Here is a 21,618-nt window from a genome sequence, read left to right on the forward strand (position 1 = left end):
AAATTCGGATTTTCGATCCGGCAGGATATTAAAGTGCTGCCGTGCCGCTGAATGAAATGGGAGGATGACAATTGAACTCTAAAAACAGTCTTTTTATGAAAAAGTATAACGATCTGGTTTTCGGCCTGATTATGCTGGCGATTGCCGCAGGATACCTGATCCTTACTCTTCAGATACCGATTACCGGGGGAATGTTCAACGGCAGATTTTTTCCTCTGATTATTGATCTGATCATGTTCCTGCTCACCGCTTTTCAATTTGGCGCTTATTTTAAAAACAAAGGCCGTGAGGCGAGCGAGAGCGGCGGTGAAAAAGACGGCAAAACGGTCTTCTACACCGTTGCGCTGATCGTTGCCTATATTGCTCTGATGCAGTATATCGGATTTGTTCTGTCGACCACCTTATACCTCTTCTTACAGTTTATCGTTATGACGCCGGCCGGCAAGAAAATCGGTTATGTAAAGTATGTGGTGATTGCGGCGGTTTCCAGCGTGGCGATTTATCTGGTATTCCGGTATACGGAGCTGAACGTGATGCTGCCGCAGGGCATCTTTACAATGATTTAAGGAGACTACAAAATGGAGTTGTTTATCAATGGCTTGGCGAATGTCCTTCAGCCGTACTGCTTTGCGCTGATGATCGTGGGAACAGTCATCGGCATCATTTTCGGGGCGATCCCGGGATTGTCGTCCGTTATGGCGATCGCGCTGTTTTTGCCGATGACCTACAGCATGGACCCGGCCATAGGAATGGGGCTTCTGCTGTCGCTCTATATCGGCTCTGTGTCCGGCGGACTTATTTCCGCCATTCTTCTCAAAATACCGGGCACTCCCTCTTCCGTCGCGACATGCTTTGACGGGCATCCCATGCTGGAGCACGGCGAGGGGATCAAGGCCTTGGGGACCGGCGTCGTTTTTTCCTTTCTTGGGACGATGTTCAGCATTGTCGTTTTGATTTTCCTTGCTCCTCAGATCGCAAAGGGCGCTTTGGCGTTCGGCCCTCATGAATACTTCTCGCTTTCTATTTTTGCTTTGTGCCTGATTGCCACTCTGTCTTCCGGTTCTATGGTCAAGGGTATCTTTTCCGGAACGCTGGGCCTGGCCTTTGCCACCATCGGCATCGCGCCGGTCAACGCGGTGCAGCGCTTTACATTCGGCAGCGTCGAGCTGAGCAGCGGATTCGACGTGCTGTCCGTACTGATTGGCCTGTTTGCGGTTTCTGAGATCATCAAAACGGCGGAGACCGCAAAAAACGGCGGGGATTCGCCGGTCGCGCAAATCGATTACAAACATATCAAGGGGTTCGGGTTTACCCTCAAAGAGTTTAAGGCGCAGCTTGGGAACGCCCTGATGGCTTCGCTGATCGGCACCGGCATCGGAATCCTGCCCGGCATTGGGGCCTCGACTTCCAACTTGGTTGCCTATTCCGCGATCAAGAATCATTCCAAACATCCGGAAAAATTCGGCACCGGAATCATGGACGGAGTCGTCGCGTCGGAAACGTCCAACAATGCGTCGATCGGCGGCGCCATGATCCCGCTGCTCACTCTGGGAATCCCGGGCGACGGCGTGACGGCAATCCTTTTAGGCGCGTTCATGGTGCACGGAATTGCTCCCGGGCCGTTGCTGTTCAGCTCGCAGGGCCAGCTGGTTTATGACATTTTTGCGGCCCTTTGCATTGCCGATATCCTGATGCTGCTGATCGAATTCTTTGGCTTGCGCGTTTTCGCGAAAATGCTTCAGGTTCCCAAATATATTCTGTTGCCGATTGTTTTTGTCTTTTGCGTGGTCGGCGCCTTCGCCTTATCCGGGCGCATGTTTGACGTTTGGGCTCTGCTGGCGTTTGGCGTAATCGGATATGTGTTTACCCGGTTCCATGTTCCGCAGGCTCCTATGGTAATTGGTTTCATTCTCGGTTCCATGACGGAAACAAACTTCCTGCGGGCGCTGATGCTTTCCGGCAACAGCTTTTCCGGGTTCTTTACGCAGCCGATCAGCGCCGTATTTCTCGGGTGTACAATCATTTACCTGGGCTGGAATGCACTGAAGGGAATGCGGAAAAAGAAAACCGCCGAAAACGCCGGATGATTTCCGGCGCTGATCCGAGGATAAATTGGTTCCAAAATCGTTTCTGGTCTTAAAAGATCAGTTTGACGATAAAAAATCTAAATACAGTTTAGGGAGGAATTCAGCTTATGAATGTAAAAAAGTGGGGTTCTGTTGCGGTGGCGTTGCTGCTGGCAGCCGGGAGCATGACGGCGTGCTCCGGCAATACGTCTTCTTCCAATGCCGCTTCTTCAACAGGCAGTAAGACGGACGCAGCTTCTCAGGCGGCATCCGCTTCAACAACGGACTGGCCGAAGAAAACAGTGCAGGTCATAGTTCCGGCCGGCGCCGGCGGAGATACGGATTTCAATGCGCGTACCTTTGCGACATATTTTAAGGAAATTACCGGTCAGACCATGGTTATTACGAATCAGAGCGGCGGCGGCGGAAGCATCGCGACTTCGACTGTGAAAGACGCCGCCAAAGACGGGTACACGGTGCTGTTCGGCCACACGGGACAGATGATTGTCAACGAAGTTGCCGGACTCATCAATTACAACTTGGACTCTTTTGACATTGCCTGCATCCCCGCGGTTGACAAAGGGACGGTTCTGGTTGCAAGCAAGGCTTCCGGTATTGCCTCTGTTGCCGATCTTCTTAAAAAGGCGAAAGAGAATCCCGGAAAGCTTCTTTACGGTTCCGAACTGGGCGGCTATTCCAATCTTCAGGGTGTTATGCTGGAGGACAAAGCGGGAATCAGTTTCAAAATTGTTGATACGGGCTCCGCATCCGATAAGGTTTCCAACCTTCTGGCCGGACGAATCAGCCTTGCGGCCATTACTTACGGAACAGTGAAGGATTACCAGAAAACCGGCCAATTGAATGTCATCGCACAGTTTAACTCCGAAAGAAACGAAAATCTGAGCGATATTCCCACCTTGAAAGAGGGAGGAATTGATTTTACGATGGAAAAGCCGTATATTATTGCTTTCCCCAAGGGAACGGACCCTGCGATTATCTCCAAAATGGATTCCGTCGCAAAACAAATTACGGAGAATTCGGATTATGCACAGGCTTTGAAGGCTTCCTACAACCAGCCGGTTTCTTATTATAACAGTTCCGACGCAGTTAGCCTGTTGAAAAGCACCCGCGATGATTTCATGAATTATAAGGGCAAACTGAATAAGTCCTAATAGAGAGCGAAATTTATCAGGCCGCCCGCTGGGAGGTGGGCGGCCTGAACTCAATTCGCTGAGATACTAGGCCCCGCCGGAGAATGGCGGGGCTGATTTATTCAGAGGGTTAAACCTTATGGACTCTATGAATCTGAAGATTATTCGATTGAGCACAATAAAATAGTATGATGCGGATTTATCAGTGTGCCAGTCCGTTCCGCGTTTCCTTTATAAAATCATCAAGTATTTATTTTTTCAATGTTCACCGCAGGTTATCAAAAAACTACTTTTTTACACCCTTAATAGTCGAATTTTGTAATATAATAACTATATGGAATATTACGGAAGTGAGGGCAACAATGTGACAACAGACGATCTAAAACGGCTGGACAAACGATTGCGTCAGATTCAGGATCCGTTCGGAACGGGATTTTCAACGCAGAGCAGATTGTGGAGGGATTATGCTAAGGGCAATGGGATAACTATATGCGAAGTCAGACGGCAGTATGATGCATGGAAGCTGAATAGATAAAAAGAGTGAATATAGCCCCGCTGAAAGAGTCCTAACCCGCCAAGCTGTGGCGGGTTTTATTTTTTGGTATTTCCATCAATAGAAAAGCAATAACCGGATGGAACCGGCTCATTAAAAAATCAAGGCCGTCGAGTGCTTCCCGGCGGCCTTGATTCTGGAAAGATGAGCTAGCTTTATTGGCGGAATAATGGCAAACATAAGTATGATGAGAAAATCCGATAATATATAATAACAAAAATTAGGAAAGAAATAGTGCCGTATGTAACACTTTGATAATTTTGTTACATTTTTCTACCTTATTGTACATCATTTATACAGGTTCAAATTATCCATGCGGAATATATGGAAATTTCATTATAATTATAATTGAACCAATAAATACAGTTCATCCTGCTGGTCCTGAGTTATTCCGATATAGCGTAAAGTGATTCGCTGGGAACTGTGATTAAAAGTGCTCATAATTAAGCCGATATTGTATTTTGATTTTTTATAAGTCCAATACCCCCAGGTTTTGCGCAGACTGTGGGTTCCAAAGTTTTCTATTCCACAAAAATCCGCCGCTTCTTTCAGAACCCGGTATGCCTGAATTCTGCTGATATGCCCGCCCTTATTACTGTAGAAAAGGTAAGAGCTGACTGTGTTTTCCCTGCTCTTTAAATAGCAGATAACCTCTTTCTTAAGGGCATCGTTCAGCTTTATTTTTTTTTCTTTTTGAGTTTTCTTTTCTTTTACGACTAAATAGTCGTGAAATTCATGATCGTTTTTCAAAATGTCGCTTAATTTCAACGGAATAATGTCGCTGATCCTTAATCCGGTATTCAGGCCGAATTTGAATAAAAGCCCATATTTGGGGTCTTTTCCTTTTAAATAAAAAAACATGCTGTTTATTTTTTGTTTGTCTCGTATCGGTTCTACTGTCATGTTTATCTCCTCATTCTTAGAATTATATAAATAAAAATGTTACATTTAAAATAGCATAATATATTTCTAATAAAATAATTAATCCTGAAATACCTTGATAGTAAGCCGTTTTTTAAAGAGTGAAATGTAACAAAATTATCAAAGTGTTACATTTCAAAGATTAGATTGCTTTTTATATTATTTTTGAAAGGAGTGTGCATCGTGCCGGAAGTCATAGCAACGAGAGATATATATAATGAAAATGGAGTGTTATTGATTGCGAAGGGACAAAAACTCACAAAACGGGTTCGTCAAAAATTGTGGGATGGCAATATTGCAAGAAAGGACCAGAATGAAGTAAACGATAAAATTACAGTCAAAGACAGCGTTGAACAGATATCGGACAAATTTCCGCAGATGGCCGGGAACTCATTAAAAGATGCAAGTGCCATCGTAAGCGATATTATTTTCGGTTCAAAATCATTTCCATGGTGGATATATGTATGTGCGTTAAGCAACTATATTGATTGGATGTACACTCATTCCGTTGACGTAGCATTGATTTCAACCTTTATCGCGATAAAATCGAATTGCGACCAAAAAACGCAAAGTGAAATCTGCCTGGGGGCCTTGCTGCATGATGTCGGAAAACTTTTGATCCCCAAAAAAATTTTACAGAAGGCCGGGCAGCTCGATGAACAGGAAAAGTTGATTGTCAGGCAGCACTGTGAATTAGGCTATGATATGGCGCAGGAATGGAATTTATCGAAGGAATGCATGAATATTATATTGCAGCATCATGAGCGCCTGGATGGCAGCGGTTATCCATATGGTATTTCAGGAGATGAAATTTCGGAATACGCCAAAATCGTTATGATAGCGGATGCATTTGATGCGATAACATCTTATCGTCCATATAAGCAGCTGAAGAGCGGAAGCAATGGGATACGGGAATTGAGAAACAACGGGGAAAAATTTGCTGCAAGCTATGTCGATACGCTCGCTCAATGTATGGGATAAATAATTTCATAGGCTGAATCCGCGCTTTTCAGAACGGTTTTCTTTTCCGTCCCCGCCGGTCCTGTACCCGTATTGGGCGAATGAGACACATAAGAAATCCCGGAGGCCGCATGAACGCTGGCTTCCGGGATTCCTATTTTCCTGTTCGGCGCCTGGAATCTATCGAAGATTCATGGCCGATTGATTAAACGGCAGCAAATTTCAATATGCCAAGGAAGCGCCGCTGCCTTTCATGGCCGCGATCGTCTGGATAATGTAGCTTTTATGCAATTCCTCATCCAAAATAATTCTCTCCAGGACCTTTTTAATGAGCGGATCGTCAATCAGGGTAATATGCTTCTGATAATTTTCGATTGCTTTTATTTCACCTTCCAGCGCATTCTGAAGTTTCTGCTTAAGATCCTGTGTATAAAGTACGTTCCTAGACGTCCAATATTTTCCGCCTGAGTTGAATCCGCCGCGAAAGACCGGTTCCCCGCCCAACTGGCCGATTAGGGAGGAGAGAATGTTCATGTGGTTCATTTCAGCGATTGCGATGCGCATTGTCATTACACCGTAGTCGCCTGTTGTCTCAGCGGCGGTGTAATGGTGGTAAAAATATGTGCTCATGGCTGTAAATTCGCCTTTGGGGCCTGCAAAATCGTCCATCAGAAGATTTGCGTACTGCTTATTTGGGGCCGAAACTTTGGCGGGCGGATAAGGAGAAGAATCAGTATAGCCTCTGTATATTACTTTGCTGCTTGTTTGAGCCATGCAAAATCCCCCTTCTTCCAAGCTACATATATGAATGAAAACTCGCGCTTATTCTCTGCTGCGTATAAAAACCGAAAAAAAGGCGTCCGGCAGCCAAAGAAGACATATTTTTCCGCTGCCGCCATATCTTATGGAGAGATCAGGTTTTGCTGTATGCGGATTGTCCGCGGTGGGCTTCAGCGAAAAATTGCCCTTTAAGAATCTGTGCAGAAAGGAATGAATCGTGTTTGTGTACTGCAATCTCATTGCAATCCAGGCAGGTAGTGAATTTTTTGGGGAGAACGATGGATTTTTCCTATCCGATCGAGCCGAAGCTTTATATCGTGCGCAGAAATTATGTGTGGCATAATATTTTAAATATGAATCAGTTCAGCGATCGTTACAGCTTCATCGGAACCGGTCAGGAGAGCGAAGGCATGATGGGCTTCTTTGACGGGATCAATGAAGAAGGGTTCGCCGCCGCGGCGTTATATTTTCCTGGCTGTGCAAAGTATGACCTGAAAGCGGAAGGAGAAAAAAAGCAGCCGATTGCGGCTGTGGATTTTCTTCATTATCTCTTGGGAAAGTATGGGTCGGTCGATGAACTGGAAGAAGTTCCGTGGCAGATTTCTCTGTTTGGAGTTCCGGACCCCGTGACCAAAACGGTCGCTCCCCTGCATTGGATCGCGGCCGACCGGAGCGGGAAAAGCGCCGTGATTGAACCGACGGAACAGGGACTGAAACTGTTTTTAAATCCGATTGGGGTATTGGCGAACAGTCCCGGCTTTCAGTGGCAGATGACAAACCTGAGAAATTACATGGGGGTTTCTCCGGAGCAGAACAGCGAAGTTTCCTGGGGGGAAGTACCTCTGAAGCCGTTCGGTCAGGCAGGGGGGACCGCGCTGCTGCCGGGGGGTTATACGTCGCCTGAGCGCTTTGTGAGAACGGCCTATCAGAAAACGCACATACAATTGCCTGCTGACGATACGGAGACGGTTGTTTCCTGCTTTCATATTATGGAAAGCGTTACGGTTCCCAAGGGAGCCGTAATGACCGACAGAGGGACCTTCGACTATACGAAATATATCGCTTTTATGAACACGAAAACATGTGAGTATTTTTTTAAGACTTATGACAACAGCGAAATTGCCGTCGCCAGTCTCTGGGACAATTATGAAAACGGAAAACAGCCGATCTGCTTAGGAGACCTGACGCGCCCGGCTTTTTTCAGAAAAATCTCCTGAAACGCCGCTGCAACGATAAATAATCCCGGGAACCGGCATTCACAGGTTTCCGGGATCGCTTTATTCTGCGGGCTTCAACGTTCTCCTTAATCGGGCGCGCCTGCGAAGAAACAAGCGGTTAATACCCCAGTGTTTCCGGCAGCAGGAAAACCTTGATTCGGCCCGGTATGCGCTGAAAACTGCTGATCAGGGTGTTGCAGCACATCCGGTCCGGGCTTTTGCAGTCGGTGCATTTCCCGGTCAACGCGCAGCCGGTGGTATTTACGTTAAGACGGAAACAGTTTGCCGCGACGGACCAGTTCTTCACCCGGCTTTCGGCCTCTGCGAGGTTCTGGACCAGCTTGTTTGCGCCGGCGACCACAACTACGTTTCTGGGACCGTATGCAATCGCAGCGACGCGGTTGGAATTTCCGTCGATATTAAAAAGCTGGCCGTCCATTGTGATCGCGTTGGAGCTGGTAAAATACCAGTCGGAGTCCAGCGAACGGACAAAGATTTCCCGGATCTCTTCGGGAGTCATCCCGCTCCGGTAGCGATCAAGATACCGGAATTTTCCGCTTCGGATAAAATCCATCACACCGGTTTCTTCCAGCGTGGCGGAACCTCCGTTCGCTACAACGGCATTCTCCGGCACCATTCCGCCAAGGAGCGTTAAAAGCTCTTCCCGGTTTGGCACAAAACGCGCGTCAAAGCGGTTGGCGTTCAAAGCCTTCACCGCGGACTCGATCTTTTTCTGCGCCATTTGCGTTAAAGCAAGATTCATCTGAAATCCCTCTTTTCTCAATGGTAATTTTATCAAATATACTGCCGCGGTGCAAGAAAAATCTGTAAAAACAACAGCTTGTCCGCACCTGAAAGCCGCGCCTACTTTTTGCCCTGTCCTGTTCTGTTTGCGCGCCCTTTTTCATATGATTATTCGAATGTGATTTGCGGGAGGATCCGAAAATGAAGCGCAGTGAAAAATTGCAGGCAGAGCGGAAAAGCAAAAATCTGACGGTGACGGGCTCCAAGGGAAGAAATCCGTGGAACGACGTTGACGACCCGGAGTCGGAATTATCCGACCTGGAAGACCAGGCGCCGGATGAAAATGACATCCCCGAAAGAAAGGGAAGCACCAGGCTGCTCACAACGATCCAGATTGTCGCCTGCACGGCGGTTTTGGCGGCGGCCGTTGCGCTGCGCCTGAACGGAGGCGCGGTTTACCAGAATGTAAGGAATTGGTATTTCGAATCTCTGAATAATTCGATCGTCGCGGACTCACAGGTGGACAATATCAAACATGTGGTGATCGATCTCTGGTCCACGATCTCCAGCTCCAGGGGGGAGAACAGCCAGGCGCCGGACGGCGCATCGTCGCAAAGTCCTTCTTCCGTCCGGGAAAACGGAGCGGCATCCGGAGGCACGTTGCCGAACAATGCTTCGGCTGCGGAATCATCCGGCGCCCCGTCACAGAACAGCGCCTCAGCTCCGGTTTCGTCCGGCGTTCCGTCGCAGAACAATGCCGCCAACGCTCCTTCCGGCGGGGAAAATGTTTCCTCGCCGCCTGCTTCGCCATGACTTTCTCGGTTGGCGGCTGCCGGATCACTTTCAGCTATTTCTTTTTTGCTCTTGTGGCCCTGCTGCTTCTGTTTGACAGAAGCGGTGTGGCCGCCGCGGGCCTGGCAGCGGCGGCCCTTCATGAATGCAGCCATCTTGGGGTGATGTACGCTTTCAAAAGTCTGCCGGAGGAAATCCGGTTCAATATATTTGGGATTGATATTGTCCGGAATTCCAGGCCGGACCGCGGATATTGGAAGGATGCAGTCGTGTCGCTGTCCGGGCCCGCGGCCAATTTGCTGGCGGCGGGCTTGTTTTATGTGTTCCGCAGTGCGGCGGACAGAAATATGATGTTGGCAAATTTCACTTTGTTCCTTTTTAATATTTTGCCGATCGAGCCGTTGGATGGGGGACAGGCTCTGTACGCGCTTTTGTGCCTGCGCTGGGAACCGTCCGCCGCATGCCGTGCAGTCGGAATCGTCTCGTTCCTTTTTCTTGCGCCTCTTTCCGCCGTGGGATTTTTGACGCTGTTTCACTCCCCGGGGAATTATACTCTTTTGCTGGTCTGCATCTACCTGATGTGTTTGCTGGTCTTTAAACGGGGAAAATATTTTTGAGCCCCGCAAAAGAAAAAATGTTGCGCTGTCTGGAGGAATGTGGTATGATAATACGGTATTTGAGATCCGTCGGAGCGATCTGATGGGATTCAACGCCTGATACCAGGGCTTGAAACGGACAGTCCTCTGCCTCCGGCATGAATGTCTGAAATTTAGGAGGATAATATAATGGATGCATTAAAGACGATTGCACAGGACTCTACCAAAACGGAGCTGCCCGTCTTTCAGATCGGCGATACCGTGCGGGTGGACGTGAACATCCGCGAAGGCGAACGGGAGAGAATTCAGGCTTTTGAAGGCACTGTTGTCGCCCGTAAAGGTTCCGGGGTTGGGGAGACATTCACCGTCCGCCGCGTTTCCTACGGCGTGGGCGTGGAAAGGGTCTTTCCGCTGCATTCTCCCAATGTAAAGGGAATCACGGTGATCCGCAGCGGCCGTGTCCGCCGTGCAAAACTGTATTACCTGCGCGGCAGGGTAGGCAAAGCGGCGAAGGTCAAGGGCAAGATTCAGTAAGTGAATTGATAACGGCGCTTGAGAAGGGACATTTCGGTGTCCCTTTTTTGTTCTTTTGATCGGAGGAAATGGTATGAAGGACGAACCGGAAGCCGGCCGGAAAGAGGAAGCCGTCCGAAACAGTGTGGCGGAGAATTGCTACGAGTGGGTGGAGGCTTTGATGATTTCCCTGGCCGTTATTATGGTCTTTTTTGTTTTTCTGTTCCGTGTCAATATTGTTGTGGACGGGGATTCCATGAAGCCGAATTTTCACGACGGGAACAGGGTGCTGGTGTCCTGCGTGAACGGCGGCCTTTCTCAGGGAGACGTCGTTGTCATCGATGAACATGGAACGGGGCTCAAAGAGCGAATCATCAAGCGAGTCATCGCGACCGGGGGGCAGACGGTCGATATCGATTTCACAACCGGAGTCGTTTCGGTGGATGGAAAAGAACTCGATGAGTCGGCGTATATCAAAAACGGAATTACAAAAGATCAGTATGACGTCACGTTTCCCCGGAAAGTGCCGGACGGCCATATTTTCGTTCTGGGTGACAATCGGACGATTTCCGAGGACAGCCGGTTTGAAGAGGTAGGAATGATCGACTGCAGATATGTCGTCGGAAAGGTAATCTTTCTTTTGAATCCGTTCCATTCGGTTGTGGAATAGTGCGGTACTTGACCTGACAAGGAGCTGACTTTCCGTTGAAAAAAGCGGAACCGGAAACTGAAAAAAAGAAAAAGCCGTTTGACATTGCCGCTTTTGCCGCGAATTGCTATGAATGGATGGAGGCGCTGATCACTTCCCTGATCATTGTCGTGATCCTGTTTTCGTTCGCGATGAGAATCGTCAGCGTCAGCGGCCCATCCATGCTCCCGACTCTTCATTCCGATGACAGGGTCCTTCTTTTCAGTCAGTTTTATAAGCCGAGGCAGGGCGATGTCGTTGTGATCACCCATACGCAGGGGCTTTCGGAACCGATTATTAAACGCGTGATCGCGCTGGAAAATCAGGCGGTCGATATCGATTTTCAATCGGGCACTGTGATCGTCGACGGAAAACGGCTGGATGAGTCCCGTTATATCCAGAACGGAATCACCACACAGGCTTCCGATTACCGGTTCCCGCTGACTGTGCCGAAAGGCTGCGTGTTTGTTCTGGGCGACAACCGTCCCGTTTCCAATGACAGCCGCAGCAGCGATGTGGGAATGGTGGACCAGCGCTTTATTCTTGGCAAGGCGGAATGGGTTGTTTATCCGTTTGACCGCTTCGGAAAAATCAACTAAGGGGGAAGTTCCATGCAGCAAAGCCCGCCGATCCAGTGGTTCCCGGGCCATATGGCCAAAACCAAAAGGCAGTTGGAAAAGGATATCAGGCTGGTCGATGCGGTAGCGGAGATTCTGGACGCCAGAATTCCGGTGAGCAGCCGAAACCCGGATCTGGACCGTCTGACCAAGGGAAAGCCGCGAATGGTTCTTTTAAACAAAGCCGATCTCGCGGACCCGGCTTCGACTAAGAGATGGATCGCTTTTTTGGGCGAACGCGGTTTGAACGCAATCGCCGTGGACTGCCATACGGGAAGCGGGCTGAACGGTTTTCTTCCGCTGGCCGGGAAAATCCTTGCGGACCGGCTGGAGGCATGGAAAGCGAAGGGAATGCCGGGGCGCAGAGTCCGGATCCTTGTCGCCGGAATCCCCAATGTGGGAAAGAGCTCGCTGATCAACCGTCTTTCCCGAAACAGCCGCGCATCCGTTGAGGACAGGCCCGGCGTCACCCGCAGCAGCCAGTGGTTTCCCGTGGGCAAAGAGATGGAGATCCTCGACACCCCCGGAATCCTTTGGCCAAAGTTTGATGATCCGGCCGTTGGAGAACGCTTGGCGTTCACCGGGGCGATCAAGGATGAAATTCTCGATACGGAAACCCTCGCCTGCCGGCTGCTGGAGGTTTTGCGTGACGATTATGCGGGGCTTTTGGCCCGAAGATATCGTTTGGAAAATGAAATGTCCGACCTGAGCGGCGGTCGGCTGCTGGAGCTGATCGGCAGAAAGCGCGGAATGCTCGTCGGCGGGGGAGAAGTTGACACGGAACGGGCGTCCATCATGCTTCTGGACGAGTTCCGAGCCGGAAAAATCGGCAGAATTACGCTGGAGAAAGCCGATGAATAAAATGGTTGACTGGCATTTCTATGAAAATGCGGCCCGGCGGGACGGTCTTTCGCTGGTCTGCGGGATCGACGAGGCGGGCCGCGGCCCGCTGGCGGGGCCCGTGTTTGCCGCCGCGGTGATTTTTCCGCCTCATATCCGGATCGAGGGTCTGAACGATTCCAAAAAACTGACGCCTAAAAGACGCGAAGAGCTTTACGGCGTCATTTTGCAGACCGCTCTGGCTTACGGGATCGGCTTTGCGTCGGAGGATGAGATCGACAAAGTCAATATTCTGCAGGCGACCTTTCTTGCAATGCGGCGGGCATTCGACAGATTGCAGCTCAGACCGGACTGCGCGCTGGTGGACGGAAACCGGATGCCGGACCTCGGTGTGGAAACTCGCCTGATCGTCAAAGGCGATTCCCTTTCCGCCAGCATTGCGGCGGCGTCCATCCTTGCCAAGGTCAGCCGCGACCGGGTCATGTGCCAAATCGATGAAATTTACCCCGGCTATGGGTTCGCCAAGCACAAGGGATACGGAACCAGCCTACATAGGGAGATGCTCCGAAAAATGGGGCCCTGCCCGGTGCACCGCAGAACTTTTCTGAAAAAAATTCTGGCGGGATATGGGAATGAATAACGGGCTGGGGCCTCTTGGGGAAACATATGCTGCGGAATATCTGCGGAAGCAGGGCTTTCAGATCCTGGAACGGAACTACCGGAGCAGATTCGGGGAAATCGACATAATCGCGGAAAACGGCCAATATATTGTATTTGCCGAAGTCAAGACGCGGAGGGCGTCCTCCCTTGCCGAGCCGGAAGAGGCCGTCACGCCGGGAAAACAGAAGAAGATTGCCAAGACCGCTTTGCTGTATTTGCAGAAACATCCCACCCGGCTTCAGCCGAGATTTGACGTAATCGGGATTGTAGCGGCGGGAACCGGTTCAGCAGTGCAGTCTCTGCGCCACGTCAAAGATGCATTCAGTTACCCGTCCTATTATTGAGAATTTGAAATGACCGGACCGATCGTTCCGGCAAGGGGGAACCGAAATGAACTACCATTCTACCAGAAGCCGCGCAGGGGCGGTGATTTCCGCTCAGGCCATCGCGCAGGGACTCTGTGGGGACGGCGGCCTTTTTGTCCCGGAGCAGTTTCCGGCCGTGAGCGGCGAAGAACTTGAGAAAATGCAAAAGGAAAGCTATCAGAGGCGCGCCGAACGCATCCTCTCCAAATATCTGACCGACTTTTCAAAGGAAGAAATCAGGGACTGCGTATCGAAGGCGTATCGCTCGGAACGCTTTCCGGGCGGGCCGGCGCCGGTTGTCAGGGTGGGCGGCGGCGTTTCGTTTCTGGAGCTATGGCATGGCCCCACCTGCGCGTTCAAGGATATGGCTTTGCAGATTCTTCCTCATCTGCTGACAAAGTCGCTGAAAAAAATCGGAACCGGCCGGAAGGCTCTCATCCTTGTCGCGACCTCCGGCGATACCGGGAAAGCCGCGCTGGAAGGGTTTCAGGATGTTCCGGAGACCGAAATCCTTGTTTTTTATCCAAAGGACGGAGTCAGCCGGATGCAGGAACGGCAGATGCTCACGCAGGAGGGAAAAAATGTTGCCGTCTGCGCGGTGGAGGGGAACTTCGACGACGCGCAGACCGGGGTCAAACAGATTTTCGGAGATCGGAAGATACGGGAGCGCCTTGCGGAAAGAGGCCTGATGTTTTCCAGCGCCAACTCCATCAACTGGGGCAGGCTGCTGCCGCAGATTGTTTATTACTTCTCGGCTTACTGCGATCTGTGCGCCGCCGGGGAGATCAGGCGGGGAGAGCCGGTCAACTTTGCCGTCCCTACAGGAAATTTCGGCGACATTCTCGCCGCGTATTACGCGAAAAAAATGGGGCTTCCGGTCAAAAAACTGATTTGCGCCTCCAATTCCAACAATGTGCTGACGGATTTTCTCACCACGGGTGTTTACAGCCGGAACCGCAAGTTTTATACTACGATTTCCCCTTCGATGGACATTCTGGTTTCCAGCAACCTGGAGCGGCTTCTGTACGATCTGACGGGCCGGAATGCGGAACAGGTCGCGGGCTGGATGAACCGGCTGAATGAAACCGGCGAATACCGTGTGGATGAGAAGACCCTCGCGAAAATCAGGGAACTTTTCCATGCGGGATTCTGCGGCGACGAAGAGACCCGTGAAGAAATCAAATCGCTGTTTCAAAGCAAAAATTATCTGTGCGATCCGCACACGAGCGTGGCCGCCCGCGTTTATCGGGAGTATCGGGACAAAACGGGCGACGATACCCCGACGGTAATCGTTTCCACCGCAAGCCCGTACAAGTTCGCTTCGGAAGTCCTGAAGGCCCTGGGCGAGGATATTCCGGGCGAAAATGAATTTGCCGCCGTCAAGCGCCTCTCCGCACTGACCGGGGCCTCGGTTTCGGCGCCGATCGCCGCGCTGGAATCGAAGACGGTCCGCTTTTCCTATTCCTGTAAAAAGGAAGAGATGAGCGGGACCGTGCTGAAACTGACGGATTCAAAATTTGTCTGAGGACGTGCGCCATGTCACTGTTTGCAATCGCCGACCTTCATCTTTCCCTCGGCGCCGACAAACCGATGGATGTTTTTGAAGGCTGGCAGGGTTATACGGAGCGCCTTCGCAAGAACTGGCGCTCCGTGGTCCGGGAAGAGGACACCGTCGTGATCGCCGGGGACATCTCTTGGGCTATGAAACTGGAGGATTCCGTGAAAGACTTCCGCTTTATCCACGATCTGCCGGGACGGAAGCTGATCCTTAAGGGAAACCACGATTACTGGTGGTCCACACGGCAGAAGATAGAGAAGTTTTTCGATGCGAACGGTTTCAAAGATTTTGAAATTGTCCACAACAGCGCGGCTGCGGTCGGGGACAGAGCCGTATGCGGCACGCGGGGCTGGCTTTACAATGCCGAAAGCCAGCAGGATAAGAAAATTGTCAGCCGGGAGGCGGGCCGGCTGAACGCTTCGCTTGACGACGCCAAGCGGCGGGGACTGAAACCGATTGTATTTCTGCACTATCCGCCCGTCTACGACGGAAATGAGTGCGGGGAGATTCTTGATATCCTTGAAGACAATAAAATCAGCGATTGCTACTTCGGCCATATTCACGGCAGCCTTGCGGCAAAGCGGGCGCCGGTCGGGGAATACAGGGGAATCCGCATGCATCTGATCTCCTGCGACTATCTTGGATTTATGCCGGTTTTGGTAAATGAATAAATTAAAAACATTTCAGCGAAAGGTAGAAACTTTACTCTCCATGTGATATAATGACTTCGATAATCGCAGATTTGCAGGAGGAAATAGAAAATGAGTTTAAAATCAACCACCCAGGTGGAAAAGAACCGTTATCAGCTGGAGGTTCTTGTGGATGCGGAAGAATTCGAAAAAGCCGTGGATGCGGCATATCATAAAGAAAGCAAAAAAATAGCGATTCCAGGGTTTCGCAAAGGGAAAGCGCCCCGCAAATTCGTCGAAAAATATTATGGGGAAAACGTATTTTATGATGAAGCGATCAATTCCGTTTACCCCGATGCGCTCGACAAAGCGATTCATGAAGCAAAACTTAAGATGATTGAGGATAAAATCGACTTTGATCTGGTTTCCGCCGGCAAGGAAGGGCTTGTGTTTAAAGCGACGATCACCACGAAGCCGGAAGTGGAAATGGAAGACTGCAAGGGAATCCCGGTCACCAAAAAGATCGCCGAGGTGACCGATGCCGATGTCGATGCTGAAATCGAAAAGATCCGCGACCGCAATTCCAGAATGATCACGGTGGAAGACAGGGAGGCTCAGGATGGCGACACGGTTGTCCTTGATTTCGACGGTTCCGTCGACGGCAAGGCGTTCTCCGGAGGCAAGGCGGAAAACTACAGTCTGCAGCTCGGCTCCGGTCAGTTTATCCCGGGTTTTGAAGACCAGGTCATCGGACATAAAACAGGCGAAGAGTTTGACGTAAATGTAAAATTCCCGGACGATTACGGCGTGAAGGAACTTGAGGGCAAGGATGCGGTTTTCAAAATCAAGCTGCATGAAATTAAAGTGAAGGAACTTCCGAAGGTCGACGATGATTTCGTCAAGGATGTCAGCGAATTCGACACGCTGGACGCATATCGCGCGGACATTCGTGAAAAGCTTGCAAAAGCAAGAGAAGAAAAGGCAAAGGACGATCTGGACAATAAGTTGATCGATGCGGTTGTGTCCAGACTGAAAGCCGAGATTCCTGAAGCGATGTTTGAAAACAGAATCAACGACGACGTGCGGGATTTCAGTTATCGCCTGCAGTCGCAAGGGCTGAATCTCGACACCTATATGAAATACACCGGTCAGAATAAAGACTCGATCCGCAATCAGTTCCGTCCGCAGGCGGAGCGTCAGGTAAAGCTGCGTCTTGCGCTTGAAAAGATTGTAGAACTGGAAAAAATTGTTCCTTCCGACGAAGACATTGAGAAGGAATACGCCAAACTGGCTGAAAATTACAAGATGGATGCCGACAAGGTGAAATCTTTCGTCCGTAAAGAAGATCTCGCGGAGGATCTCGCAGTGGAGAAGGCTTTTGACCTGGTGCGCGACAGCGCCGTGGTTGCGGAAGAAAGGGAATAACCGGAAAGAGACAGCCGGCGCAGCAAAAAGATGCCGGAGAGCGGAATAAATCATCTGATTCCGCCAATGCTCTATTATTGCCGGCCACTGGAGGGATTGAGAAATGAGCAGTTTAGTGCCCTATGTAATTGAACAAACGAATCGCGGAGAGCGCTCGTACGATATTTTTTCCCGTCTGCTGAACGACAGGATCGTCATGCTGACGGACGAAGTGAATGATGCGACCTCCAGCTTGGTAGTCGCCCAGTTGCTTTATTTGGAGGGCCAGGACCCGGCCAAGGATATCAGCCTTTATATCAACAGTCCGGGGGGGTCCGTTACTGCCGGCCTTGCGATCTACGACACCATGCAGTATGTAAAATGCGACGTATCCACCATCTGTATGGGGATGGCCGCCAGCATGGGAGCGTTTCTGCTCACGGCGGGCGCGAAAGGGAAGCGCTATGCGCTGCCCAACAGCGACATCATGATTCATCAGCCGAGCGGCGGCACGCAGGGTCAGGCAACGGATATTAAAATTCAGGCGGATCACATGCTGCACATCAAGAAAAAGTTGAATGAAATTCTGTCGGAACGCACCGGGCAGCCACTCGAGGTCATTATGAAGGATACCGAACGCGATAATTTTATGACTGCGGAGGAAGCGGTTCGGTATGGATTGATTGACAAGGTGATACAAGGTCATCAAGACTCGATGAAATAGGGTGATAAAATGCCTAACAACGACGACAATAAGGGAAGGGAAATTTGCTGTTCCTTTTGCGGAAAGCCGCAGAGTGAGGCGCGCCGCCTGATTGCGGGGCCTGGTGTTTTCATCTGTGACGAATGTATCGAGCTTTGCACCTCCATCCTGAACGATGAGAAAAATCTGTCCACAAGAAAGGAAAGCTATAACGAGTCGGCTGCGGAACTGCCCAAACCGCAGGAAATCAAAAAGCAGCTCGACGAGTATGTCATTGGGCAGGAAGACGCTAAAATAGCCCTTTCGGTTGCTGTTTATAATCACTATAAAAGAATTTATTACGGCCGTGACAAGGACGATGTTGAACTGACGAAAAGCAACGTCCTTCTGCTGGGGCCGACGGGCGTCGGCAAAACCCTTCTGGCTCAGACGCTCGCCAAAATACTGGACGTTCCGTTTGCAATCGCCGACGCGACAACCCTGACGGAAGCCGGGTATGTCGGGGAAGACGTTGAAAATATCCTTCTGCGCCTGATTCAGGCGGCGGACTTTGATATTGAGAAGGCGGAGCGCGGGATTATTTATATCGACGAGATCGATAAAATCGCTAGAAAATCCGAAAACCCGTCCATTACGAGGGATGTCAGCGGCGAGGGCGTGCAACAGGCTCTGCTGAAGATATTGGAAGGAACCGTTTCCAATGTTCCCCCTCAGGGTGGAAGAAAACATCCTCAGCAGGAATTCCTGCAAATTGACACAACCAATATCCTTTTCATCTGCGGCGGCGCATTTGACGGCCTGAACAAGATCATTGAACGCCGTTCGGCCTTTTCTTCCATCGGATTCGGCGCCCAGGTGCGCAGCAAGTCGGAACTGGATTCCACTTCCTGGATGAAGGATGTCATACCGCACGATCTGGTCAAATTCGGCTTGATTCCCGAACTGGTGGGAAGGCTGCCCGTGATTGCAGCGCTGGACGGCCTTGATGAAGAGGCTTTGGTCCGTATTTTAACCGAACCGAAAAACAGCCTGGTAAACCAATACAAAAAGCTGTTTCAGCTTGACAAGGTTGAACTGGAGTTTCAGCCGGAAGCACTCAGAGCGATTGCAAAGAAAACCCTGGAACGCCGGACGGGCGCCAGAGGCCTTCGGTCGATTTTGGAGAACATGCTGACGGACTTAATGTATCATGTTCCGTCCGATTATACGGTAGAGAAAGTCGTCATCACTCAAGACGCGGTGGAGAATGGGGCAAAACCGGAAATCACTTATAATCCGGATCGAAAGCCGGTTGCGCTCAAAATCACGTCTCCCAGCAAAAGAGGGAGGAAGGACACCGCTTCCTGAGGGAACCAATGCCTGTTGCAGCGCGGCAATCAGATCGCCCTGCAACAGCTTTTTTTTCAAGGAGCTTACTATGAGTATGATAGAAACTGACATACAACACGAATCCGCCGCTATTCCGGCTCTTGCACTGAGAGGGCTCGTTATCTTTCCGGGCATGCTGCTTCAGTTTGACGTCGGCCGCCGAAAATCCATTCTTGCGCTGGAAAAAGCGATGGAGGAAAATCAATTGATTTTCCTTGTTGCTCAAAAAGATCTTTCCGAAAACGACCCGTCTGCGGAACAGATTTTTTCCATGGGGGTCGTTGCAAAAATCAAGCAGGTGATCCGGCGCAACGACGACGGAGTCCGTCTGTTTGCAGAAGGGCTTTACCGTGCGAATGCGACGTCCTATGAATCGGAGAACCCTTTCCTGCTGGTTCATTTGCAGCGGGTTGAGACTCTGCCGTCCCGGTCGACCAGGAGATCAGAGGCGCTGATTCGTTATACGCAAAACCTTTTTGAGCAGTTTATTCAGAACTACACTCACATTCCGCCGGATATTGTAATCGGCGTTGTGCAGAAAAAAGACTGCGGGGAACTGGCGGATTATATCGCGTCCAATATCATGTTTGATTTTGAGGAAAAACAGACAATCCTGGAGGAACTGCATCCGCTCCGCAGGCTGGAAAAGCTCGCGGCAATTCTGAAAAAGGAAACGCAGGTTCTTTCCATTGAGACCCAGATCAGCGAAAAGGCAAAAGAACAGATCGACCGCAACCAGAGGGAGTATTTCCTGCGCGAGCAGATGAAGGCGATCTCCTACGAGCTCGGAGAAGACGACAATCCCCAGCAGGAAGCGGACGAATTGCGCGAGAGGATCGAAAAACTCGGCCTGCCGAAAGCGCAGCATGAAAAGCTGATGAAGGAATGCGACCGTTTGTCCAAAATGCCGGATGGTTCCCATGAGGGAAGCGTGATCGTCAGTTACCTGGAAACCTGCCTGGAGCTGCCGTGGAATGTTTCCAGCAAAGAGCATATCGATTTGAGAAAAGCCCGCAGGATCCTTGACAGGGAGCATTACGGCCTGGAAAAAGTAAAGGAACGCATTCTGGAAGTACTGGCCGTGAAAAAACTCTCGCCTGATATCCGTGGGCAGATCGTCTGCCTGGTCGGCCCTCCGGGGGTCGGCAAGACGTCGATCGCCCATTCGATCGCGGAGGCGACCGGCCGCAAATACGTTCGCGTATCACTTGGCGGCGTCCGCGACGAATCAGATATCGTGGGGCACCGGCGCACCTATATCGGCTCCATGCCGGGGCGGATCATCAATGCCATGAAGCAGGCGGGAACCAACAACCCGCTGATTCTGCTCGATGAGATCGATAAGATGGGCAACAATTTTCGCGGCGATCCCTCTTCCGCCCTTCTTGAAGTTTTGGATTCCGAACAGAACAACGCTTTCTACGACCATTATATCGATATGCCGTTCGACCTGAGCAATGTGCTGTTCATTACGACCGCAAACGACGCAAGCGCGATTCCGGAGCCCCTGTATGACAGAATGGATGTCATTACGCTGGGGAGTTACACGCATCTGGAAAAATACAATATTGCTGTGAAGCATCTGATTCCCAAGCAGCTGAAAAAGCATGGAATCGCCTCCGCACAGCTGAGGATTACGCCTGAGGCCGTTCATAAACTGATCGACGGCTACACAAGGGAGGCCGGCGTCAGGACTCTGGAGCGCAATATTGCTTCACTGTGCAGAAAATGCGCAAAATATTTTGTGGAGGACCGTAAAAAAAGGATTACGATCAGCCCCAAAAAAATCGAGGAGCTTCTTGGACCGGAAAAATTCAAGGAGGACAGCCGAAGCCAGCAGGATATGGTCGGACTGGTCAACGGACTGGCCTGGACCAGCGTAGGCGGGACTCTTCTGCCGATTGAGGTCGCCGTGATGGACGGGACCGGAAAACTTGAGCTGACCGGCTCGCTTGGCGACGTGATGAAGGAATCCGCGCGCACCGCGATCAGCTGCATCCGCACAAGGGCCAGGGGCCTTGGGATCAGCCACGATTTTTACACGAAGTATGATATTCATATTCACGCTCCGGAAGGCGCGATTCCAAAGGACGGACCGTCCGCGGGTACGGCGATGGCTACGGCTATTACGTCGGCGCTCTGCAAGATTCCCGTCCGGCATGATGTTGCCATGACGGGTGAAATCACCCTGCTTGGCCGCGTGCTGCCAATCGGCGGACTGAAGGAAAAGACGATGGCGGCTTACCGCTCCGGAGTCAAAACCGTTATCATCCCTTCCGACAATGTCGCGGACCTCGAAGAAATCGATACCACAGTGAAAAATTCCATCCAGTTCAAGCCGGTTGATCAAATCGATCAGGTTTTGAAAATTGCGCTGACAAAAATGCCGACGCCTCAGGAAGCGTCGGACGCTTCTGAGCCGATGGCGCTCCCGGCCGCAAATAAAATTGACCGCATTTCTTCCGGCACAGCCTCAATTCCGCAGTGACGGTG

Annotated in this window: 22 protein-coding genes; 19 read left to right on the top strand and 3 right to left on the bottom strand. The window is 50.6% G+C overall.

The window, feature by feature from the left end; genetic code table 11:
- The first annotated feature begins 71 nt into the window (after positions 1-71).
- From VA597_RS08300 to VA597_RS08310, 3 genes are all read left to right on the top strand, one after another.
- On the top strand, positions 72-566 hold the full coding sequence (locus VA597_RS08300; protein ID WP_128742323.1) for a tripartite tricarboxylate transporter TctB family protein: 495 nt from the start codon (positions 72-74) through the stop codon (positions 564-566).
- A 12-nt stretch (positions 567-578) separates the two neighbouring features.
- Positions 579-2,087: a tripartite tricarboxylate transporter permease gene (locus VA597_RS08305; RefSeq protein ID WP_128742324.1), complete on the top strand. Its 1,509-nt coding sequence runs from the start codon at positions 579-581 to the stop codon at positions 2,085-2,087.
- Positions 2,088-2,194: 107 nt separating this feature from the next.
- The gene (locus VA597_RS08310) at positions 2,195-3,238 is read left to right on the top strand and encodes a tripartite tricarboxylate transporter substrate binding protein (RefSeq protein WP_205703214.1); all 1,044 of its coding nucleotides are present in this window, start codon (positions 2,195-2,197) and stop codon (positions 3,236-3,238) included.
- An 874-nt stretch (positions 3,239-4,112) separates the two neighbouring features.
- Here VA597_RS08310 and VA597_RS08315 read toward each other — a convergent pair.
- Positions 4,113-4,673, bottom strand: coding sequence for a tyrosine-type recombinase/integrase (locus VA597_RS08315; protein ID WP_128742325.1), 561 nt, complete (start codon positions 4,671-4,673; stop codon positions 4,113-4,115).
- Positions 4,674-4,874: 201 nt separating this feature from the next.
- On the opposite strand from VA597_RS08315, the gene VA597_RS08320 reads away from it, so the two are divergent.
- Positions 4,875-5,672, top strand: coding sequence for an HD-GYP domain-containing protein (locus VA597_RS08320; protein ID WP_243112700.1), 798 nt, complete (start codon positions 4,875-4,877; stop codon positions 5,670-5,672).
- Positions 5,673-5,873: 201 nt separating this feature from the next.
- Here the strand turns inward: VA597_RS08320 and VA597_RS08325 are convergent, their stop codons facing one another.
- On the bottom strand, positions 5,874-6,425 hold the full coding sequence (locus VA597_RS08325; RefSeq protein ID WP_128742326.1) for a ferritin-like domain-containing protein: 552 nt from the start codon (positions 6,423-6,425) through the stop codon (positions 5,874-5,876).
- 227 nt (positions 6,426-6,652) lie between these two features.
- Between VA597_RS08325 and VA597_RS08330 the strand changes: the two genes are divergently transcribed.
- Positions 6,653-7,648, top strand: a complete 996-nt coding sequence (locus VA597_RS08330; RefSeq protein WP_326975635.1) for a choloylglycine hydrolase family protein — start codon at positions 6,653-6,655, stop codon at positions 7,646-7,648.
- A gap of 118 nt (positions 7,649-7,766) precedes the next feature.
- Here VA597_RS08330 and VA597_RS08335 read toward each other — a convergent pair whose 3' ends face one another.
- Positions 7,767-8,411 carry a lactate utilization protein gene (locus VA597_RS08335; protein ID WP_128742328.1) on the bottom strand — a complete coding sequence of 215 codons (645 nt, stop codon included), beginning with the start codon at positions 8,409-8,411 and terminating at the stop codon, positions 7,767-7,769.
- Between the two features lie 182 nt (positions 8,412-8,593).
- Between VA597_RS08335 and VA597_RS08340 the strand changes: the two genes are divergently transcribed.
- From VA597_RS08340 to lon, 14 genes are all read left to right on the top strand, one after another.
- A complete protein-coding gene (locus VA597_RS08340) occupies positions 8,594-9,205 on the top strand; it encodes a hypothetical protein (RefSeq protein WP_128742329.1) in 612 nt (203 codons plus the stop codon).
- Entirely contained in the window at positions 9,202-9,801 is a 600-nt protein-coding gene (locus tag VA597_RS08345; RefSeq protein WP_128742330.1) for a peptidase M50, read from the top strand. The genes VA597_RS08340 and VA597_RS08345 overlap by 4 nt, the downstream gene beginning before the upstream one ends.
- A 168-nt stretch (positions 9,802-9,969) precedes the next feature.
- On the top strand, positions 9,970-10,314 hold the full coding sequence (gene rplS, locus VA597_RS08350) for a 50S ribosomal protein L19 (RefSeq protein WP_128742331.1): 345 nt from the start codon (positions 9,970-9,972) through the stop codon (positions 10,312-10,314).
- A gap of 73 nt (positions 10,315-10,387) precedes the next feature.
- Positions 10,388-10,963: a signal peptidase I gene (lepB, locus tag VA597_RS08355; protein WP_128742332.1), complete on the top strand. Its 576-nt coding sequence runs from the start codon at positions 10,388-10,390 to the stop codon at positions 10,961-10,963.
- A 35-nt stretch (positions 10,964-10,998) separates the two neighbouring features.
- Positions 10,999-11,580, top strand: a complete 582-nt coding sequence (gene lepB / locus VA597_RS08360) for a signal peptidase I (RefSeq protein ID WP_243112702.1) — start codon at positions 10,999-11,001, stop codon at positions 11,578-11,580.
- Positions 11,581-11,592: 12 nt separating this feature from the next.
- Positions 11,593-12,459, top strand: a complete 867-nt coding sequence (gene ylqF, locus VA597_RS08365; RefSeq protein ID WP_326975636.1) for a ribosome biogenesis GTPase YlqF — start codon at positions 11,593-11,595, stop codon at positions 12,457-12,459.
- The gene (locus tag VA597_RS08370; protein WP_128742334.1) at positions 12,452-13,078 is read left to right on the top strand and encodes a ribonuclease HII; all 627 of its coding nucleotides are present in this window, start codon (positions 12,452-12,454) and stop codon (positions 13,076-13,078) included. The genes ylqF and VA597_RS08370 overlap by 8 nt, the downstream gene beginning before the upstream one ends.
- Positions 13,065-13,442: a YraN family protein gene (locus tag VA597_RS08375; RefSeq protein ID WP_326975637.1), complete on the top strand. Its 378-nt coding sequence runs from the start codon at positions 13,065-13,067 to the stop codon at positions 13,440-13,442. Before VA597_RS08370 ends, VA597_RS08375 begins: the two co-directional genes overlap by 14 nt.
- Positions 13,443-13,488: 46 nt before the next feature.
- Entirely contained in the window at positions 13,489-14,988 is a 1,500-nt protein-coding gene (gene thrC / locus VA597_RS08380) for a threonine synthase (RefSeq protein WP_326975638.1), read from the top strand.
- Positions 14,989-14,999: 11 nt separating this feature from the next.
- Positions 15,000-15,692, top strand: a complete 693-nt coding sequence (locus VA597_RS08385; RefSeq protein WP_326975639.1) for a metallophosphoesterase — start codon at positions 15,000-15,002, stop codon at positions 15,690-15,692.
- Between the two features lie 90 nt (positions 15,693-15,782).
- Positions 15,783-17,075 carry a trigger factor gene (gene tig, locus VA597_RS08390; RefSeq protein ID WP_128742338.1) on the top strand — a complete coding sequence of 431 codons (1,293 nt, stop codon included), beginning with the start codon at positions 15,783-15,785 and terminating at the stop codon, positions 17,073-17,075.
- A 103-nt stretch (positions 17,076-17,178) separates the two neighbouring features.
- Entirely contained in the window at positions 17,179-17,778 is a 600-nt protein-coding gene (gene clpP / locus VA597_RS08395) for an ATP-dependent Clp endopeptidase proteolytic subunit ClpP (RefSeq protein ID WP_128742339.1), read from the top strand.
- Positions 17,779-17,787: 9 nt separating this feature from the next.
- Positions 17,788-19,104 (top strand): ATP-dependent Clp protease ATP-binding subunit ClpX, encoded by a 1,317-nt coding sequence (gene clpX, locus VA597_RS08400; RefSeq protein ID WP_128742340.1) that lies wholly within the window; start codon positions 17,788-17,790, stop codon positions 19,102-19,104.
- 70 nt (positions 19,105-19,174) lie between these two features.
- Positions 19,175-21,613, top strand: a complete 2,439-nt coding sequence (lon, locus tag VA597_RS08405; RefSeq protein WP_326975640.1) for an endopeptidase La — start codon at positions 19,175-19,177, stop codon at positions 21,611-21,613.
- Positions 21,614-21,618: the final 5 nt, after the last annotated feature.

The sequence above is a fragment of the Caproicibacter sp. BJN0012 genome, assembly GCF_035986805.1.
Lineage (GTDB): Bacteria > Bacillota > Clostridia > Oscillospirales > Acutalibacteraceae > Caproicibacter.

Coding starts and splice junctions, on each gene's coding strand:
- VA597_RS08375 (WP_326975637.1), top strand. CDS start 13,065: ATGGGAATGAATAACGGGCTGGGGCCTCTTGGGGAAACATATGCTGCG.
- VA597_RS08315 (WP_128742325.1), bottom strand. CDS start 4,673: ATGACAGTAGAACCGATACGAGACAAACAAAAAATAAACAGCATGTTT.
- rplS (WP_128742331.1), top strand. CDS start 9,970: ATGGATGCATTAAAGACGATTGCACAGGACTCTACCAAAACGGAGCTG.
- VA597_RS08340 (WP_128742329.1), top strand. CDS start 8,594: ATGAAGCGCAGTGAAAAATTGCAGGCAGAGCGGAAAAGCAAAAATCTG.
- VA597_RS08370 (WP_128742334.1), top strand. CDS start 12,452: ATGAATAAAATGGTTGACTGGCATTTCTATGAAAATGCGGCCCGGCGG.
- clpX (WP_128742340.1), top strand. CDS start 17,788: ATGCCTAACAACGACGACAATAAGGGAAGGGAAATTTGCTGTTCCTTT.
- VA597_RS08385 (WP_326975639.1), top strand. CDS start 15,000: ATGTCACTGTTTGCAATCGCCGACCTTCATCTTTCCCTCGGCGCCGAC.
- ylqF (WP_326975636.1), top strand. CDS start 11,593: ATGCAGCAAAGCCCGCCGATCCAGTGGTTCCCGGGCCATATGGCCAAA.
- VA597_RS08345 (WP_128742330.1), top strand. CDS start 9,202: ATGACTTTCTCGGTTGGCGGCTGCCGGATCACTTTCAGCTATTTCTTT.
- lepB (WP_128742332.1), top strand. CDS start 10,388: ATGAAGGACGAACCGGAAGCCGGCCGGAAAGAGGAAGCCGTCCGAAAC.
- VA597_RS08310 (WP_205703214.1), top strand. CDS start 2,195: ATGAATGTAAAAAAGTGGGGTTCTGTTGCGGTGGCGTTGCTGCTGGCA.
- clpP (WP_128742339.1), top strand. CDS start 17,179: ATGAGCAGTTTAGTGCCCTATGTAATTGAACAAACGAATCGCGGAGAG.
- VA597_RS08335 (WP_128742328.1), bottom strand. CDS start 8,411: ATGAATCTTGCTTTAACGCAAATGGCGCAGAAAAAGATCGAGTCCGCG.
- VA597_RS08305 (WP_128742324.1), top strand. CDS start 579: ATGGAGTTGTTTATCAATGGCTTGGCGAATGTCCTTCAGCCGTACTGC.
- thrC (WP_326975638.1), top strand. CDS start 13,489: ATGAACTACCATTCTACCAGAAGCCGCGCAGGGGCGGTGATTTCCGCT.
- tig (WP_128742338.1), top strand. CDS start 15,783: ATGAGTTTAAAATCAACCACCCAGGTGGAAAAGAACCGTTATCAGCTG.
- lon (WP_326975640.1), top strand. CDS start 19,175: ATGAGTATGATAGAAACTGACATACAACACGAATCCGCCGCTATTCCG.
- VA597_RS08325 (WP_128742326.1), bottom strand. CDS start 6,425: ATGGCTCAAACAAGCAGCAAAGTAATATACAGAGGCTATACTGATTCT.